17 protein-coding genes are annotated in these 15,586 nt (G+C 66.8%); 12 read left to right on the forward strand and 5 right to left on the reverse strand.

Features of this window, described 5'->3' with window-relative positions:
- Nucleotides 1–114: 114 nt before the first annotated feature.
- Nucleotides 115–879, reverse strand: coding sequence for an SDR family NAD(P)-dependent oxidoreductase (locus A5727_RS11295; RefSeq protein WP_068248966.1), 765 nt, complete (start codon nucleotides 877–879; stop codon nucleotides 115–117).
- Nucleotides 880–971: 92 nt separating this feature from the next.
- Between A5727_RS11295 and meaB the strand changes: the two genes are divergently transcribed.
- Nucleotides 972–1,868: a methylmalonyl Co-A mutase-associated GTPase MeaB gene (gene meaB, locus A5727_RS11300; RefSeq protein WP_231992043.1), complete on the forward strand. Its 897-nt coding sequence runs from the start codon at nucleotides 972–974 to the stop codon at nucleotides 1,866–1,868.
- A gap of 6 nt (nucleotides 1,869–1,874) precedes the next feature.
- Here the strand turns inward: meaB and A5727_RS11305 are convergent, their stop codons facing one another.
- Both A5727_RS11305 and A5727_RS11310 read right to left on the reverse strand, forming a co-directional pair.
- Complete coding sequence (locus tag A5727_RS11305; protein ID WP_068248977.1) at nucleotides 1,875–2,696, reverse strand: acyl-CoA thioesterase; 822 nt, start codon at nucleotides 2,694–2,696, stop codon at nucleotides 1,875–1,877.
- A 49-nt stretch (nucleotides 2,697–2,745) separates the two neighbouring features.
- Entirely contained in the window at nucleotides 2,746–3,399 is a 654-nt protein-coding gene (locus A5727_RS11310; protein ID WP_068248981.1) for a TetR/AcrR family transcriptional regulator, read from the reverse strand.
- 187 nt (nucleotides 3,400–3,586) lie between these two features.
- Here A5727_RS11310 and A5727_RS11315 point away from each other — a divergent pair, with 187 nt between their 5' ends.
- The 3 genes from A5727_RS11315 (at nucleotide 3,587) to A5727_RS11325 (ending at nucleotide 7,621) form a co-directional block, all read left to right on the forward strand.
- On the forward strand, nucleotides 3,587–4,600 hold the full coding sequence (locus A5727_RS11315; RefSeq protein WP_068248989.1) for an acyl-CoA dehydrogenase family protein: 1,014 nt from the start codon (nucleotides 3,587–3,589) through the stop codon (nucleotides 4,598–4,600).
- A gap of 3 nt (nucleotides 4,601–4,603) precedes the next feature.
- Nucleotides 4,604–5,779, forward strand: a complete 1,176-nt coding sequence (locus A5727_RS11320; RefSeq protein WP_068248991.1) for an acyl-CoA dehydrogenase family protein — start codon at nucleotides 4,604–4,606, stop codon at nucleotides 5,777–5,779.
- A gap of 240 nt (nucleotides 5,780–6,019) precedes the next feature.
- Nucleotides 6,020–7,621: a GMC family oxidoreductase gene (locus tag A5727_RS11325; protein ID WP_068249014.1), complete on the forward strand. Its 1,602-nt coding sequence runs from the start codon at nucleotides 6,020–6,022 to the stop codon at nucleotides 7,619–7,621.
- A gap of 15 nt (nucleotides 7,622–7,636) precedes the next feature.
- Here A5727_RS11325 and A5727_RS11330 read toward each other — a convergent pair whose 3' ends face one another.
- A complete protein-coding gene (locus A5727_RS11330; protein WP_068248993.1) occupies nucleotides 7,637–8,455 on the reverse strand; it encodes a mycofactocin-coupled SDR family oxidoreductase in 819 nt (272 codons plus the stop codon).
- A gap of 134 nt (nucleotides 8,456–8,589) precedes the next feature.
- Here A5727_RS11330 and A5727_RS11335 point away from each other — a divergent pair, with 134 nt between their 5' ends.
- From A5727_RS11335 to A5727_RS11355, 5 genes are read left to right on the forward strand one after another with little or no spacing between them, the layout of a single operon-like run.
- A complete protein-coding gene (locus A5727_RS11335) occupies nucleotides 8,590–9,333 on the forward strand; it encodes an SDR family NAD(P)-dependent oxidoreductase (RefSeq protein ID WP_068248997.1) in 744 nt (247 codons plus the stop codon).
- A 20-nt stretch (nucleotides 9,334–9,353) separates the two neighbouring features.
- On the forward strand, nucleotides 9,354–9,572 hold the full coding sequence (locus tag A5727_RS11340; RefSeq protein WP_068249017.1) for a ferredoxin: 219 nt from the start codon (nucleotides 9,354–9,356) through the stop codon (nucleotides 9,570–9,572).
- Nucleotides 9,569–10,942, forward strand: a complete 1,374-nt coding sequence (locus A5727_RS11345; RefSeq protein ID WP_068249002.1) for a cytochrome P450 — start codon at nucleotides 9,569–9,571, stop codon at nucleotides 10,940–10,942. The genes A5727_RS11340 and A5727_RS11345 overlap by 4 nt, the downstream gene beginning before the upstream one ends.
- Before the next feature lie 31 nt (nucleotides 10,943–10,973).
- Nucleotides 10,974–11,837 carry an SDR family NAD(P)-dependent oxidoreductase gene (locus A5727_RS11350; RefSeq protein ID WP_068249004.1) on the forward strand — a complete coding sequence of 288 codons (864 nt, stop codon included), beginning with the start codon at nucleotides 10,974–10,976 and terminating at the stop codon, nucleotides 11,835–11,837.
- A gap of 7 nt (nucleotides 11,838–11,844) precedes the next feature.
- Nucleotides 11,845–12,801: a TIGR03564 family F420-dependent LLM class oxidoreductase gene (locus A5727_RS11355; protein ID WP_068249006.1), complete on the forward strand. Its 957-nt coding sequence runs from the start codon at nucleotides 11,845–11,847 to the stop codon at nucleotides 12,799–12,801.
- On the opposite strand, the gene A5727_RS11360 is transcribed toward A5727_RS11355, so the two are convergent.
- Nucleotides 12,768–13,439: a nitroreductase family protein gene (locus tag A5727_RS11360; RefSeq protein ID WP_068249008.1), complete on the reverse strand. Its 672-nt coding sequence runs from the start codon at nucleotides 13,437–13,439 to the stop codon at nucleotides 12,768–12,770. The genes A5727_RS11355 and A5727_RS11360 overlap by 34 nt on opposite strands.
- A 149-nt stretch (nucleotides 13,440–13,588) precedes the next feature.
- On the opposite strand from A5727_RS11360, the gene A5727_RS11365 reads away from it, so the two are divergent.
- From A5727_RS11365 to A5727_RS11375, 3 genes are read left to right on the forward strand one after another with little or no spacing between them, the layout of a single operon-like run.
- Complete coding sequence (locus A5727_RS11365; RefSeq protein WP_068249019.1) at nucleotides 13,589–14,359, forward strand: SDR family NAD(P)-dependent oxidoreductase; 771 nt, start codon at nucleotides 13,589–13,591, stop codon at nucleotides 14,357–14,359.
- Nucleotides 14,360–14,374: 15 nt separating this feature from the next.
- Nucleotides 14,375–14,800 carry a VOC family protein gene (locus A5727_RS11370; RefSeq protein WP_068249010.1) on the forward strand — a complete coding sequence of 142 codons (426 nt, stop codon included), beginning with the start codon at nucleotides 14,375–14,377 and terminating at the stop codon, nucleotides 14,798–14,800.
- 31 nt (nucleotides 14,801–14,831) lie between these two features.
- Nucleotides 14,832–15,389 carry a nuclear transport factor 2 family protein gene (locus A5727_RS11375; protein ID WP_068249012.1) on the forward strand — a complete coding sequence of 186 codons (558 nt, stop codon included), beginning with the start codon at nucleotides 14,832–14,834 and terminating at the stop codon, nucleotides 15,387–15,389.
- Nucleotides 15,390–15,586 lie beyond the last annotated feature (197 nt).

The raw sequence follows: 15,586 nt of genomic DNA on the forward strand, positions 1-15,586 counted from the left end.
CCGCCCCGGGGCCCGAACCAACACCCCAACCACCACCCCGCGCCCCGCCCCCCCCCCACCCCCCGGGGGGGGGGGGCCCCCCCCCCCCCCCCCCCCCCCCCCACGGGTCGCAGATCACCTCGGTGGGAAGCGCAGTGCGCCGTCGAGTCGGATGACCTCGCCGTTGAGGTAGTCGTTCTCGATGATCGACGTGGCCAACTGTCCGTACTCGGTCGACCGCCCCATCCGCTTCGGGAACGGGATCTGCGGCGCCCAGTAGGCCTCCAGTTGGTCGGCGGCCTGCCCGTAGGCCGGCGTGTTGATGGTGCCAGGAGCGATGGTCACGACCCGAATGCCCAGCGGCGACAGGTCGCGCGCGGCCACCAGAGTCATCCCGATCACGCCACCCTTGGCGGCCGAGTAGGGCAGCTGGCCGATCTGACCCTCGTAGCCTGCGACCGAGGCGGTGTTGATGATGACGCCGCGCTGCCCCTCGTCGAGAGGCTCCTGCCGAGCGATCGCCGCGGCCGACAGGCGCATGACGTTGAACACGGCCGTCAGGTAGAACTCGATCGTGGTCTTGAAACCCTCGAGCCCCAGCGGGCTGCCGTCCTTGCCGACAAGGCGCCCACCGCTGGCCGGGCCACCATGTGTGTCGATCGAGATGCGCAGCGGTCCAAGCGATTCAGCTTCGGCTATGGCGGCAAGCACGCTCTCTTCACTGGTCGCGTCGGTGCGGACGTAGCGCACTCCGAGTTCGGACTCCAGCGCCTTGCCCTTGTCGTCGGCCATATCGGCGACGACGACCTTGGCTCCGGCACCGTGCAACCGTCGTACGGTGGCTTCGCCGAGTCCGCCGGCGCCACCCACGACGAGCGCCGAGTTACCCGTGATCTGCATGCTGTTCCCTTCCTGGAATTCAGACTCTCAGCATCGGAGAATACTATTCTCGCAAGATCGAATCGATCCCCAACGTCGAGGACAGATAATCAATGGCTGTGACCCGGGAAATGTCCGATGTCGGTGAATTGATCGAGTCCGCACGCGCCGGCTCCGTGCGGGCCGCCGGGCGACTTCTGAGCCTGGTGGAAAGCGCCCGCCGCGACGAGGTCCTGGCAGTGCTCGACGGTCTCGACTCGGTGGACGTGCGGGTCATCGGAATCACCGGCCCGCCGGGTGCCGGCAAGTCGACCACGGTGGCCGCGCTCGTCAGCGCATACCGCCAGCGGGGCGATCGGGTCGCGGTCCTGGCGGTCGACCCGTCGTCGCCCTACAGCGGAGGGGCCCTGCTGGGGGACCGGATCCGGATGGCCGCCCACATCAACGACCCCGAGGTTCTGATCCGCTCGGTGGCCAGCCGAGGGCATCTGGGCGGCCTGGCCGCCGCGGTCCCCGCGGCCATCCGCCTGCTCGCAGCTCTCGGGTACGGACTCGTGCTGCTCGAGACCGTCGGAGTCGGACAGTCCGAGATAGAGATCGCCGCCGTCGCCGACCCGACGATCGTCATCCTCAACCCGGGAGCCGGAGATGCCATCCAGGCCGCGAAGGCCGGACTTCTCGAGGTTGCCGACGTCGTCGTGGTCAACAAGGCCGACCGCGACGGCGCGGATCAGACGGTCCGGGACCTGCACGCCGAGACCGCCGCCCCGATTCTCAAACTCATTGCCGCGCAGGGTGACGGCGTGCCTGAGCTGATGGAGGCGATAGAGGCCCACCACCGATCCGACACCGGCGAGCGCCGGACCGCTCGGGCGCGCGCGCAGATCCTGTCCCTGGCGCAGACTCGGCTGCAGCGTCACCCGGAGCTGAACCGGTTGGCGGCTGAGGTGGCCGACGGGTCCATGAGCGCCTACGCGGCAGCGGACCATCTGGCCGGCCTGGCCGATTGAGGACGGTCAGTCCCGGAATCGGACCAGTGCCTCCTGGGCGTACGAGGCCACCAACCTGCCGTCCCGAGTCAGCGCATCGCCGCGCCCGAAGCTGCGGCCGCCGGCCAGCAGGGGGCTGTGCTGTCGCAGCAGGAGCCAGTCGTCGGTGCGGAAGGGCCGGTGGAACCACATCGTGTGGGATGTGACCGCCGAGGTGAACCGCGTGATGGTGTCGCTCTGTGAGTAGCCGTCGAGTGGGCGCAGTGCCGTTCCGATCAGGGTGAGATCGGTGGCATAGGCCGTCAGCGCCACCTGGAGATCGTCGGGCACGGTGGGTGTGCGTTGCCAGAGTTCGAACTCCGGCCGTCCGGCGCTTCGATCCCCGAGGTCGACGGCGCTTCGGGTCTCCCAGGGGATGAAACCGAGGCTCAGGGCGTGTTCGGGTCCGGGCGGGTCGGGCACCGGTCCGCCGCAGTAGCCGAGATCCTGGTGCTCGCGCCCGGATTCGGGCACATGCATCGACACCGAGGCCGTGCCGACCACCGCAGCCGACTGCGCGGCGGTCAGGGACAGGGTCGCAAAGGATCGTCCCTCGTGGTGGTGCTGCACGCGGTAGCGGATGGGCTCGTCGGCCTGCCCCTCGCGCGGAAAGATGCAGTGCATCGATTTCACCGACTTGTCGGGACACGCCGACTGCGCGGCCGCGATGAACTGCGCCAGAATCTGGCCGCCGAACACCCTGCGGTAGTCCAGTGTCAGATTGTCGGCCTCGAACAGCCTGTGGTCCGCGTCATCGCCGACGTGGCGCAGTTTCAGACATGCCAACAACTCGGGAAGGGAAACGGCCACGCACCGAGTGTAAGTGGGGTTCTAAGCAGCTGAGAACGATGTTCTTTGGCTAGCTGGCGGCGAAGCCGTGGGCGCAGAACGCCCACACTTCCTCCGCTGTGATCGGGTGCACATTGTCCTCATCGACGGGTGCACTCGACTGTGCGGTGAACATCACAGTCTGCATCGTCATGGCCGCCATGCGACGCGGGTTGACACCCTCTCGCAGTCGTCCCGCCTTGCTCGCGGCCTCCATCAACTCTGTGAAGAGCGCGATGAGGGGCGCGTGCGCCACCCGCACCTCGGTGGGGTGGGAGATGAGCAGCTGGGGAGCGAAGTCGGTGAACAGCGGACGCTTGGCGCTGGGATCGGGCCGAGAAAGCTCGAACAGCAACTCAATTGCGACCTTGAGCTGATCCAGCGGATCGGCCTGGCCCGACGTCGCGGCACGGATCTGGTCGGCTGCGCGACTCAGGGCGTCTTCGAAGAGCGCCAGAAGCAGTTCGTGCTTGCCGTCGAACTGAAGATAGAAACTGCGCAGCGACTGCCGTGACCGATCGACGACTTCCTGGACAGTGAAGTCGGTGCTGCCCTTTTCGGTGATGATCGCCTGCGCCGCGTCGAGGAATCGCTGCACGCGCTGAGCGGCACGCAGCTTCGCGGTCTTGATCGACCGCTCGACGGCGCGCTGCTTCCAGGCAGGCTCTTCGCTGGGACTGCTCATCGGGTCACCGACTCGCGGCCCTGTGGAAAGTCATGGATGAACTGTACCGGAGAACCTATCGCGTTTGGGGTGGCACACCCTTACTTTTTGAGATTCTTACTCGCGGATCGGGAGAATGCTATTCTCCCAGGGTGCGACTCGTTCGCCGAGCGTAATTTCCTGATGATTCTCAATGAGAGGCACGGCCATGCTGTTGGAGCTGGATTCCGACCAGCGGTTGTGGCGCGACACCGCACGCGATGCGCTCGCCAAGGAGTGCCCCGCGTCTCTGGTTCGCGCGATCGCCGAGGGGAAGGACACCGACGCGGCCGGGCGGCTGTGGGCGTCCTATGTCGACAATGGCTGGACCGAGCTCACCGACGCGACCGAGACCGTCGAACTCGGGCTGCTCGTGGAGGAACTCGGCCGCGCCACCGACCCGACGCCCTATCTGGCGACTCTGACTCAATTCACGCCCTTGGCCCCCGAGGCGGCCGACCCCAAGCTGGCCGGCGCCGCGGTTTATGACGGCGTCACGGCGGCGCGGGTCGCCGATGGCTGGATTCTCGACGGCACCGCCCGCCACGTGCTCGACGGTGACCGGGCCGACCGGCTTGCGGTGTCCACGCCCGCAGGCGTGTTCGTCATTGCGGCACAAGAGGTCTCGGCACGTCGAGTCGCAGTCTTCGATCCGGTGCTGCATGTCGCGGAGGTGACCTTCGACTCCGTGCGGGTTTCCGGGAGTGACCTGGTCGCCGCGGCCGCGCCCGACCACGTGACGCGGGCGCGAGACGTCGCGCTCACAGGCCTGGCGCTGACCATGGTTGGAGCCTGCCAGCGCGTGCTGGATCTTGTCCTCGAGCACGTCGGCTCGCGCCAGCAGTTCGGTGTTCTCATCGGGTCGTTCCAGGCGGTCCAGCACAAGGCCGCCGACATGCACGTCGCCATCGAGCGGGCTCGTGCCCTGGCGCACTTCGCGGCGTTGACGATCGCGGCCGACGACCCCCGGCGCAGGCTGGCCTCCGAGATGGCCAAGGCCGCAGCCGGTGAATGCCAGTCGCTGGTCTTCAAACACGGCATCCAGCTCTTCGGGGCCATGGGCTTCACGTGGGAGAACGACGTGCAGTTCGCCCTCAAGCGCGCAAAGGCCGGTGAACTGCTGCTCGGCGGTGCCGCCGAACATCGTGCCGTCATCGCTTCGATGTCGCTTGCGGGGGCCTGACCGATGCAGTTGACCTTTGACGACGACGTCGAGAGGTTCCGCGACGAGTTCGTCGCCTTCCTCGATGAGCATCTGCCCGATCCGGCCACCGCGACCCAGCGTTCGCGTTCGACGGCGGATGTCCCGGAGTGGGCGCGGCAGTGGCAGCGTGTGATGTTCGACCACGGCTGGCTGGTGCCCGGCAACCCGCCCGAGTTCGGTGGCCGCAACGCCGACATCCTGCAGCAGTACGTCCACCGCGACGAACTGTCGCGGCGCCGCATCTATCAGAGTTACAACCCGCAGGGGGTCGGCATCATCGCGGCCTCGCTGCTGTCGTTCGGCACCGACGAGCAGAAGCAGAAGTGGGCGGTTCCCATTCTGCGCGCCGAGATCACCGCTGCGCTCGGCATGAGTGAGCCCGGTGCCGGATCCGATCTCGCGTCGTTGCGCACCACCGCGCTGCGCGACGGCGACCACTTCGTCGTCAACGGGCAGAAGGTGTGGACATCGGGTGCCCACGACGCCGACGTCATCCTGACCTTCGTACGCACCGATCCAGATGCGCCGAAGCACAAGGGAATCAGCGTGCTGGTGATTCCGACCGACACCCCCGGCGTGGTCCGAAGGCCCTTCGCTTCGATCTGCGGGCAGGAGGATCTGGACTTCAACGAGGTCTTCTTCACCGACGCCCGAGTTCCCGTGGAGAACCTCGTCGGTCCCCTCAATGAGGGGTGGAAGGTGGCCAACGGATCACTCGGCCATGAGCGCACCCTGCTGTGGTTGTCCTACGCGGACTGGCTCGAGCAGTTGATCACCGACTTCAAGCCCACGACCGTCATCGAACGGGATCAGTACGCCACGCTGTTGATGGATGCGCAGGCCCTGCGACTGATGGGTTCGGTCGCGCTGGCCAAAGAGGCACGGGGCGAACAGGATGTGGCGGCACTGTCGGTGCTCAAGCTCTTCGGCTCGGAGGCGTTTCAGACCGCAGTCGGCAATGCGTTGGAGGCCTCCGGCGAGGATGGTCTGAACCATCCGACGATGACGGCGCCTTTCGCACCCTTTGGGGAGGACGCGCCGACGACCAGCTGGTTCGAGCGGTACGCCCGAAGCTTCGGTGGGACGATCGCCGGCGGCACGTCGGAGATCCAGCGCAGCATCATCGCCCAACGGGTCCTTGGGTTGCCCCGCGCCTAGTCTCCATCCCGCGCCCGGCCCAGCCCGCGAGCCTCACCGCCCTCCGAGAGTTGACCTGTTAACGCGAAGCGCCAGGACGACCCGCGAACAACCCAACCCTCGGCCAATGCAGTCACGCGAGCGCTCGTTCACGTACGGATGTCAGTCCTTACGTGAACGGGCGCTTGCGGCATTTCCCGCCCACCCCTGCTGTACGCTCGTACAGCGACGGGTCCACGAAGTGCTGAGGAGATGCCGACTGTGACCACCTACGACTACATCATCGCCGGTGCGGGTTCCGCGGGTTGTGTTCTGGCGAACCGCCTCTCGCAAGACCCCAAGGTGACGGTGCTGCTGATCGAGGCCGGCGGCGTCGACCGCAATCCGTTCTTCAGCATCCCCAAGGGGGCGGGGATGCTGTTCGAGAACGAGAAGCACATGTGGCACTACGACACGGTGCCGTTCGGTCCCAACCCGCACGTCGAACAGTGGCTGCGGGGCAAGGTGCTCGGCGGGTCCAGTTCCATCAACGGCATGATCTACAACCGGGGTAACCGGGCCGACTACGACGGCCTGGAGCACCTTGGCAACAAGGGCTGGGGCTGGGATGAGATGCTCCCGATCTTCAAGTCGTTCGAGGACAGCGAGTTCGGCCCGTCGCCCACCCGGGGAGTGGGCGGCCCCGTGCACATCTCCGTGCCCACCGACCCGGATCCGGTGTGTGAGGACATGGTCGCGGCGGGCACCGGGATCGGGCTCACCCGTGTCGAGGACATCAACGAATCGGACGCCGAGCGCATCGGCTACACGACGTCGAACATCAGAAACGGCCGTCGGGTCAGCGCTGCCACCGCATTCCTGAAGCCCGCGCGCAGCAGGCCCAACCTCACGGTCGCGACCCGCACGGTCGCGCAGCGGATCCTGTTCGACAGGGGTCGCGCGGTCGGCGTCCAGGTGAGCCGCAAGGGCAATGTGTCCGAACTGCGGGCCAGTCGCGAAGTGATCGTGGCCCTCGGCAGCCTCAACAGCCCGAAGCTGCTCCAGTTGTCGGGTGTCGGCCCGCGCGAAGTTCTGACGGCCGCGGGGGTGCCGATCTACCTCGAACGGGACAACGTCGGCCGACGGTTACGCGAACATCGTTGTGCTGCGCTGCGTTTCCAGTTCAACGAAGACCTGGGCTACAACAAGCAACTGTCCGGCAGCTTCGCGCAGGCCGTGTCGGGGATGCGCTACCTCGCGACGCGCAAGGGTCCACTCGCCGCACCCTCGTTCGATGTGGTGGCATTCGTCAAGACCGACGCCGGCGCCGAGAGGCCTGACGCCCAGGTGATGCTCGGGCCCTGGACGCTGCCGACCTACAACACCGGCGATCCGGTCAAGATCGAACGGCAGGCCGGGGCCTCGTGCCTGGGCATGGTGCTGCGTCCGACCTCACAGGGTTTCCTCGAGATCACCTCGAGCGACCCGTCGGCCCCGGTCCGGATCGACCCGAACTATCTGGGCAGTGCCCAGGACCGCGCATCGACGGCCAACCTGATGCGCAAGATGCGCAGCATCTTCGAACAGTCCCCGCTGGCCGAGTTGATCAGCCACGAAACCTACCCGGGCCCGCAGGCCCAGAGCGACGACGAGTTGGTCGACGTCGCCCTCGACGGCGGCTACTGCGGTTATCACGCGACCGGCACGTGTGCCATGGGGCCCAATGACGACGATATCGTCGACGGGCGCCTGCGCGTCCGGGGAATCGAGGGCCTGCGGGTGGTCGACTGCTCGGTGATGCCGACCATGGTGGCAGGGAACCTCAACGGGCCGATCATGGCTATGGCATGGCGCGCAGCCGATTTCATCGCGGCGGAGAGGTAGACGCCCGCCGCGCCCTCACATGACCGCGTGACCGGCGTCGACGGGCAGGGCGACGCCGGTGATCTGGCGCGCCTTGTCGCTGGCCAGAAACAGCACGGAGTCGGTCACGTCGGCCGCATCGATGAACGGCACGTCGGGAAGCAGGTTGCCGCTCATCGCGCTGCCCTCGGGATTCGCGGCGAACATCGCCGCCATGTGCTCGTTGAGGATCATCGGCGTCCCGACTCCGGTCGGATGCAGCGAGTTCACCCGAATGCGATGCGGGGCATACGCGTTGGCGGCCGACCGCATGAGACCGACGACGCCATGTTTGGAGGCGGCATAAGCGAAGATTGCAGCGCTGCCATCGCCACCACGCCCGATGAGTCCCTGCATCGAACTGACCAGGATGATCGATCCACCTCGCCCGCCGCGGATCATGGACGGCACCGTCGCCGCGATGGTGTTCCACACGCCCTTCAGGTTGGTGTCGACGATGTCGGTGAACACCTGCTCATCGAGCGGGTCAGGCAGTCCGATGCCCACCACGCCCGCGTTGGCCACCACGATGTCGATCTCGCCGAGGGTGTCGACTCCGGAATCGACTCCCGCCCGCAGGGCGCCGAGGTCGCGAACGTCGGCGATCACCGGGTGGATGCGGGCACCCGCCGCCTCGACCAGTCGGACCGTCTCGGCGAGGTCCTCCTGGGTGGCCAGCGGGTAGGGAATCGAGTCGATGTCGGCGCACCGGTCCACGGCGATGATGTCGACGCCCTGTTCGGCCAGTCCGACCGCATGACTGCGGCCCTGTCCTCGTGCGGCGCCTGTGATCACTGCGACATGTGGCTGGTTCAACGATCTCTCCTCATCGAAGGGTCTGCTACTCAGACGAGTATTGCGTTCAGTGGCCGCGCAGCTTGTGTCGGCCGTCACTTTTCCGCTATACATGTGTACAGCAGTCTCGGTGATCACGAACAAGGAGTGCGGAATTGGGTCGGACAGCGGTGGTCACCGGCGGCGGATCCGGTTTGGGCGAGTCGATCTGCACCAGGCTCGCTCAGGATGGTCACCGGGTGGCGGTCCTCGACCGCGACGGCGAGGCGGCCGAGAAGGTCGCGGCGGGTGTGCAGGCCCAAGGCGGTGACGCGATCGCGGTGACGGTCGACGTGTCCGACGAAGGCTCGCTGACGCACGCCATCGAGACGGCGCGCAGTGGCCTCGGGCCCATTGGCATCCTCGTCACCAGTGCGGCGATCTCGGGGTTCACCCGCCTGGACAAGATCACCCTGGATGAATGGAACCGCTATCTGGCGGTCAACCTGACCGGCACCTTCCTGAGCGTGCGCGCGGCACTGCCGGACATGGTGGAGGCCAAGTGGGGCCGCATCGTCACCATCTCGTCGGCGGCGGGTCAGCAGGGCGCCGCGAGGCAGGCGCATTACTCGGCCACCAAGGGCGGTGTGATCGCGATGACGAAGTCGATTGCGATCGACTATGCGTCGCAGGGGATCACGGCCAACACGGTGCCGCCCTTCGTGATCGACACACCGATGCTGCGAGAGCAGCAGCAGGCCGGGAAGCTGCCGCCGGCCGAGTATCTGACCAAGGCCGTCCCGGCCGGACGCCTCGGCGTGGGTGACGACGTCGCCAACCTGTGTTCGTACCTGTGCTCCGAGGGGGCCGGATACGTCACGGGTCAGGTCATCGGCGTCAACGGCGGCGCGGTTCTGTAGGAATCGACGAAGGAGTGACGGTGAAAGTCAGAGTTGAATCAGCCCGCTGTCAGGGCCACACGCTGTGCGCGATGATCGCACCGGAGTCCTTCGAACTCGACGACGTCGACGGCCATGCCCACGCCGTCGCGGAGGAGATTCCAGAGGAACTGCGCGATCAGGTCGACGAGGCCCGGCGATCCTGCCCGGAGCAGGCGATCGTCCTCGTGGGTTCATCTGGGGACGGGGACGCGCGGTGACCGCGCAGCGGGATCGGGCGAACCGGGCGCATACTGCTGACGCGCCGCAGTACCACTACGACCGGCACCGCCCCGAGTATCGGGAGCAGTTCGTCGACATCACCCACGAGATGCAGCAGCAGTGTCCGCTGGCCTGGACCGACACGTACGACGGGCACTGGGTGGCCGCCGGCGGTGGCGAGGTCTTCGAACTGGCCCGTTGCCCGCACGTGTCCAACGACCACGACGTCAACAATGAACGTCGCGGGTACAAGGGCATCTCCATCCCCACCATGATCGACGCCGAGAACTTCCGCGGCGGCATGCTGGAGATGGACGATCCCGAGCACCGGCACTACCGGACCGCGCTGAACCCCTACCTGTCGCCCGCCGCGGTCAAGCGATGGGAACCGTTCATCGACGCGATCGTCCACGCCTGTCTCGACGACCACATCGAGAGCGGGCGCATCGACTTCGTCGACGATCTGGCCAACGTCGTGCCTGCGGTGCTGACGCTCGCGATGCTCGGTGTGCCGCTGGAGAAGTGGACCATCTACAACGAGCCCGCGCACGCGTCGGTGTACACCCCGCCCGATTCGCCCGACGCCGCTCGAGTGCGTGATCTCTACATGGCGATGGCGATGGACCTGCTGACCAACCTGGTCGAGATCCGCGAGAAGCCCAGACCGGGAATCATCGACGCGCTGGCCAAATTGCGTATCGACGGCGAAGCCCCGCCGGACATCGAACTGCTCGGGATGCTGAATCTGCTCATCGGCGGGGGATTCGACACCACGACGGCGTTGACCGCGCACGCGTTGGAGTGGCTGGCGCAGAATCCGGACGAACGCGTCCGGCTCAGTGTCGAACGGGACACGCTGCTTAATCCTGCGACGGAGGAGTTCCTGCGGTACTTCACTCCCGCCCCGGGAGATGCGCGCACGATCTCCGAGGATATGAAGCTGGGCGACATCGAGCTTCGAGAGGGCGAGCGCCTGTGGCTGTCCTGGGCGATGGCCAACCGTGACCCGAGTCTGTTCGACAATCCCGACGCCGTCGATCTGGAACGAAAAGGTAATCGGCACTTCAGCTTCGGTCTGGGCGTGCATCGCTGCATCGGGTCCAACGTCGCCCGCACCGTGTTCAAGTCGATGCTGACCGCGGTGCTGGACCGGATGCCAGACTACGTGTGCGATGCCGAGGGCGCCGTGCACTATGACAGCATCGGCGTGATCCAGGGCATGCGCCACCTGCCTGCCACCTTCACGCCTGGGGCGCGACGCGGTCCGGGCGTCGCCGAAACCCTGGTGACGCTGCAACGGGTGTGCGACGAGCAGGGTCTGGCCCGCCCCATCACCGAACTCAAAGAGTCCGCACGGATTCCGCAGTGACATCCGCCTGCAGACCGAAGAGAGGAGAGCCATGTCGGGCGAACCGGTGATCGCCGTGGTGACCGGGGCGAGCCGCGGCGCGGGTGCGGGCATCGCACGCGCGTTGGGCGCCCATGGTGCCGTCGTGTACGTCACGGGCCGCAGCGAGGCGAACGCCGAACCGGCCACGCCCGGGACCATTCAGGAGACCGCCGCGGCGGTGACGGCTCTTGGCGGACAGGGCATTCCGGTGCGGGTCGATCATGCCGACGACGACCAGGTGAAGGCTCTGTTCGCCCAGGTCGAGCGGGACCACGGTCGGGTCGACATCCTGGTCAACAACGCCGCGATCATCCGAGACGAGATGATGGGGCGCACCAAGTTCTGGGAGGAACCGCTCAGTGTGGTCGACACGCTGGACGTGGGTGTGCGCAGCAGTTACGCCGCGACGGTCTTCGCCGCGCCCCTGATGCTGCCGCAGAAGTCCGGTCTGGTGGTGTTCACCTCGTCGTCCGGTGCGGTGCATTACGCATTCGGTCCCGCCTACGGCGTCCCCAAGGCGGCCGTCGACAAGATGGCCGCCGACATGGCGTATGACTTCAAAGAGTTCGGTGTTGCGGCGGTGTCGATCTGGATGGGATCGCTGCTGACCGACCGGGTCCGCAAGATCATCGCGAGCAACCCCGAGAAGTTCGGTCATATCCTCGATTCGGCCGAAACGCCTGAGTTGACCGGGCATGTGATCTGGGCGCTTCACCAGGATCCCGACCTGATGAGTGTCAGCGGCCAGACCCTGATTGGGGCTGAACTGGCCGTCAAATACGGAATCGCCGACGAGGACGGCCGTCAACCGCCGTCGTACCGCGACATGTTCGACGTGCATCCGCCCGCGCAGTGCGCGCACGTCATGAGATAGTCGCCCAGTGCGGATCGGACTGACGGGCGGCGGGTCATCCGTCGAATCCATTGTGCAGCAAGCGCAGCAGGCCGAGGGCGACGGCTTCTCGTCGCTGTGGTACGCCAACGGGGTGGCCGGCGACCCGCTGGTGGCGATGGCCATCGCTGGGCGTGAGACTCGAACGATCGAACTGGGCACCGCGGTCTTGCAGACCTATCCGTGCCATCCGCTGCTGCAGGCCAACCGGGTGGTCGCGGCGGCCAACGCCATGGGACGCCCCGGCCTGACGCTGGGGCTGGGGCCGTCGCACCGTCCCGTCGTGGAGAATGTCCTCGGCGGTCGCTACGACCATCCAGGTCGCAGCACCGAGGAGTACGTCCAGATTGTGGCCGCCCTGCTGCGTGACGGGGACGTCGACTTCGACGGCACCGATTGGAGCACTCACAGCGGCGGCCGGATGGTCACCTCGGACCACGGGGTTCCGCTTCTGCTGGCTGCGTTGTCTCCCCGGATGCTCCGCATCGCAGGAACATTCGCCGATGGTGTGGTGCTGTGGATGGCCTCCGCGGCCGCCATCGAGACGTCGATCATGCCGAAGCTGCGTTCGGCGGCCACCGCCGCGGGTCGCCCCGAGCCACGCGTCGTCGCGGGACTTCCGGTTGCGGTGCATGACAACTCGGGAGAGGCGCGAGAAGCGGTCGCGGCGACGGCCGTGGGATACGGGCGGATGGCGAACTTCGAGCGGATCATCGCCGCCGGTGGCGGTGCAGAGGTCCCCGACGTGGCGATCCTCGGCGACGAATCGTCGGTGCGCACTCAACTGGAGGAGTTGGTGGCGGCGGGCGCGACCGACATCTGGGCGCAGCCGGTCGCGGTCGGAGATGACCGTGAACAACGCCGCGCCTCGCTGCGGCGCACCCGCGATCTGCTCAGCGCGCTGGCACGCGATCAGCCTCCGCTGGGGCGGGCCCCCTCGCCGTAGACGATGTCGGCGTGGGAGGCGTCCCAGCGGTTGCGGAACACCACGTCTGCGACCGGTCGACGGCGAACCTGTCCGTGCCGCCCACGCGGCCAACCCACGACGACGTGTCCGGCGAGAAACCACTCGTCGGGAACGCCGACAGACGTGCGCAGCGTCTGCTCACCCTGGTATGAGGCCCAACTGGTGAAGCACGCGCCCAGGCCCTGCGCGCGGGCAGCGAGGTAGAAGTTCTGCATGGCCGGGTAGATGGACCCGGCCTGCAGGTAGTCGGACGCGAATTCGTTCTTGTATGCGGCGAACAGCACCGAGGTGAGCTCGCCGGCGCGGTCATGCAGTTCGTAGGTGGCGCGGTTGTTGCGGGCGGCACGGCTCTGGTCATCCGGTGCGGGTCGGCTCATGCCGTAGATGGACTCGATCATCTGCAGCGCCGATTGTGCTGCGTCAGCGACCGCGGCGCGCTGTTCGGGCGCGTCGAGGACGATGAACCGCCACAACTGTGCGTTCGCGCCGTTGGGTGCCCACGTCGCGGCCTCGAGGCACCGGCGCAACGTTTCGTCATTCACCGGTTCGTCGGTGAATCGGCGAATGGAGCGCGCGGTGGCCAACACTTCCCAGATGTCGTTGGTCGGCTGTGCCATGTCCTCTCTGTACTCGACCGCAGCGGAGATGTCGAGTGTTGGACCAATTTTCACCCGAGTTCCTCTGGGTCTGGCTGAAACCCCCCTGGTGTGCTGTACAGTCGTATTGCATTGCTGGTGAATGCTACGGAACGAAGGTGGGAGTTGTGGTGAACGACAGGTTCTCGATGGAGGGCAGGGTCGCCGTGATCACGGGCGGCGGCACCGGGATCGGGCGCGCGACGGCCCTCGTACTGGCCGAACGCGGCGCAGACGTGGTGCTGGCCGGACGACGCGCCGAACCGCTCAAAGACACTGCCAGTGCCATCGAGGCCTTGGGGCGCAAGGCGCTCGCGGTGCCCACCGACGTGACCTCGTCGGAGGAGTGCCAGGCCCTTGTCGACGCCACGCTCGCGGAGTTCGGCCGACTCGACGTCCTGCTCAACAACGCCGGCGGCGGTGAGACCAAGTCGCTGATGAAGTGGACCGACGAGGAGTGGCACCAGGTTCTGGACCTGAACCTGTCCAGTGCGTGGTACCTGTCACGCGCCGCGGCCAAGCCCATGATCGCCCAGGGCAAGGGCTCGATCGTGAACATCTCGTCGGGCGCCAGCCTTCTCGCCATGCCTCAGGCCGCCATCTACGGTGCGGCCAAGGCGGGTCTGAACAACCTGACCGGATCGATGGCGGCCGCGTGGACGCGTAAGGGCGTGCGGGTGAACTGCATCGCGTGCGGCGCCGTGCGCACGCCGGGACTGGAGGCCGACGCCGCGCGGCAGGGCTTCGACATCGACATGATCGGGCAGACCAACGGCTCGGGCCGCATCGCCGACCCCGACGAGATCGGCTACGGCGTCCTGTTTTTCGCCTCGGATGCCTCCAGCTACTGCTCGGGCCAGACCCTCTACATCCACGGCGGGCCCGGCCCCGCCGGCGTCTGAGCGGCAGGAGAGGACATGAGCGTCAGCCACATCGGTCTGAGGGTCCGTGACCTCGACACATCGAAAGCGTTCTACGAGGCCCTCGGCTTCACCGAGGTCAATCGATTGACGGTGCCCGACAAGATTGCGGAAGGTCTGCTCGGATTGGCCTCCCCGATCGGCTTCGAGGCGATCTACCTGCGCAAGGACGCCTTCGTCCTGCAACTGCTGACCTTCTCCGGCCACCCTGCCCCCGAGGAGGCGGAGCGGAGCATGGTCAACGGCGGCCTCACGCACCTGTCGCTCGCGGTCGATGACGTCGAAGCGGCCAAGGACGCGGTGCGGTCCTCGGGCGGCACGGTGACCGCCGAGCCTCCCGGCGGATATGCCTGCATGGTCCGCGATCCCGAAGGTCAGCTCATCGAGTTGATCCACTCCAGCGTGCGACCAGTTCAGAACTGATCTGCCGTGCATTCGATACGAAAGGACAGACATGTCAAACGATGACGAGCTCAAGCAACTCCGTGAGCGGGTGCAGTACCTGGAAGACCGGGCCGCGATTCTGGACTGTGTGATGAACCAGGCCCGTGGCCACGATCGTCACGACGCCGATCTGATGGGCAGCGTCTACTTCGAGGACGGCGTCGATGAGCACGGTCCCGTGATCAAGACCGGTCCCGAGTACGGCGACTGGGCCAACACCGCGCACGAGTCGGTGTTCGAGGATCATCTGCACAACATCACCACCCACACGTGCGAGATCAACGGCGACGAAGCCCATGCCGAGAGTTACGTCATGGGTGCTATGCGGGTGAAGGGCGGCAAGATCGTCTCGCTCATGGGCGGTCGGTACCTCGACCGCCTGGAGCGCCGCGACGGCGTCTGGAAGATCGCGCTGAGGCGCTGCACCGTCGAATGGATGATGAGCGGCGACTCGTCGGTGCTGGCTTCCGGCGCGGTCAAGGGCTTCATCAAGGGCAAATGGGATCGCACCGATCCGTCCTACACGCGCCCGCTCCTGCTGGACAGCGAGCCGGTCAGTCGTTGGTAGAGAACGCCATTCAATGATTCAGCCCGGGCCCGCCCCCCCGCGGGCCCCCCCCCGCGCACGTTAGGGAGAACTCATGGAGCTCAAAGATCGCGTGGCCCTGATCACTGGGGGCGGATCCGGGATCGGGCGGGGCCGGGGCGGTGTGGGCCCGGGGCGCGGGCCCGGGGGCGGGGGCGCCGGGGCGGGCGGGGGGGGCG

Origin of the sequence: Mycobacterium sp. ACS4331 (assembly GCF_001667265.1) — a bacterium.
GTDB lineage: Bacteria > Actinomycetota > Actinomycetes > Mycobacteriales > Mycobacteriaceae > Mycobacterium.

Excerpts from the sequence above, each read along its gene's own strand:
- A5727_RS11320 (WP_068248991.1), top strand. The coding sequence starts at position 4,604 with ATGCAGTTGACCTTTGACGACGACGTCGAGAGGTTCCGCGACGAGTTC.
- meaB (WP_231992043.1), top strand. The coding sequence starts at position 972 with ATGGCTGTGACCCGGGAAATGTCCGATGTCGGTGAATTGATCGAGTCC.
- A5727_RS11315 (WP_068248989.1), top strand. The coding sequence starts at position 3,587 with ATGCTGTTGGAGCTGGATTCCGACCAGCGGTTGTGGCGCGACACCGCA.
- A5727_RS11350 (WP_068249004.1), top strand. The coding sequence starts at position 10,974 with ATGTCGGGCGAACCGGTGATCGCCGTGGTGACCGGGGCGAGCCGCGGC.
- A5727_RS11360 (WP_068249008.1), bottom strand. The coding sequence starts at position 13,439 with ATGGCACAGCCGACCAACGACATCTGGGAAGTGTTGGCCACCGCGCGC.
- A5727_RS11370 (WP_068249010.1), top strand. The coding sequence starts at position 14,375 with ATGAGCGTCAGCCACATCGGTCTGAGGGTCCGTGACCTCGACACATCG.
- A5727_RS11295 (WP_068248966.1), bottom strand. The coding sequence starts at position 879 with ATGCAGATCACGGGTAACTCGGCGCTCGTCGTGGGTGGCGCCGGCGGA.
- A5727_RS11310 (WP_068248981.1), bottom strand. The coding sequence starts at position 3,399 with ATGAGCAGTCCCAGCGAAGAGCCTGCCTGGAAGCAGCGCGCCGTCGAG.
- A5727_RS11375 (WP_068249012.1), top strand. The coding sequence starts at position 14,832 with ATGTCAAACGATGACGAGCTCAAGCAACTCCGTGAGCGGGTGCAGTAC.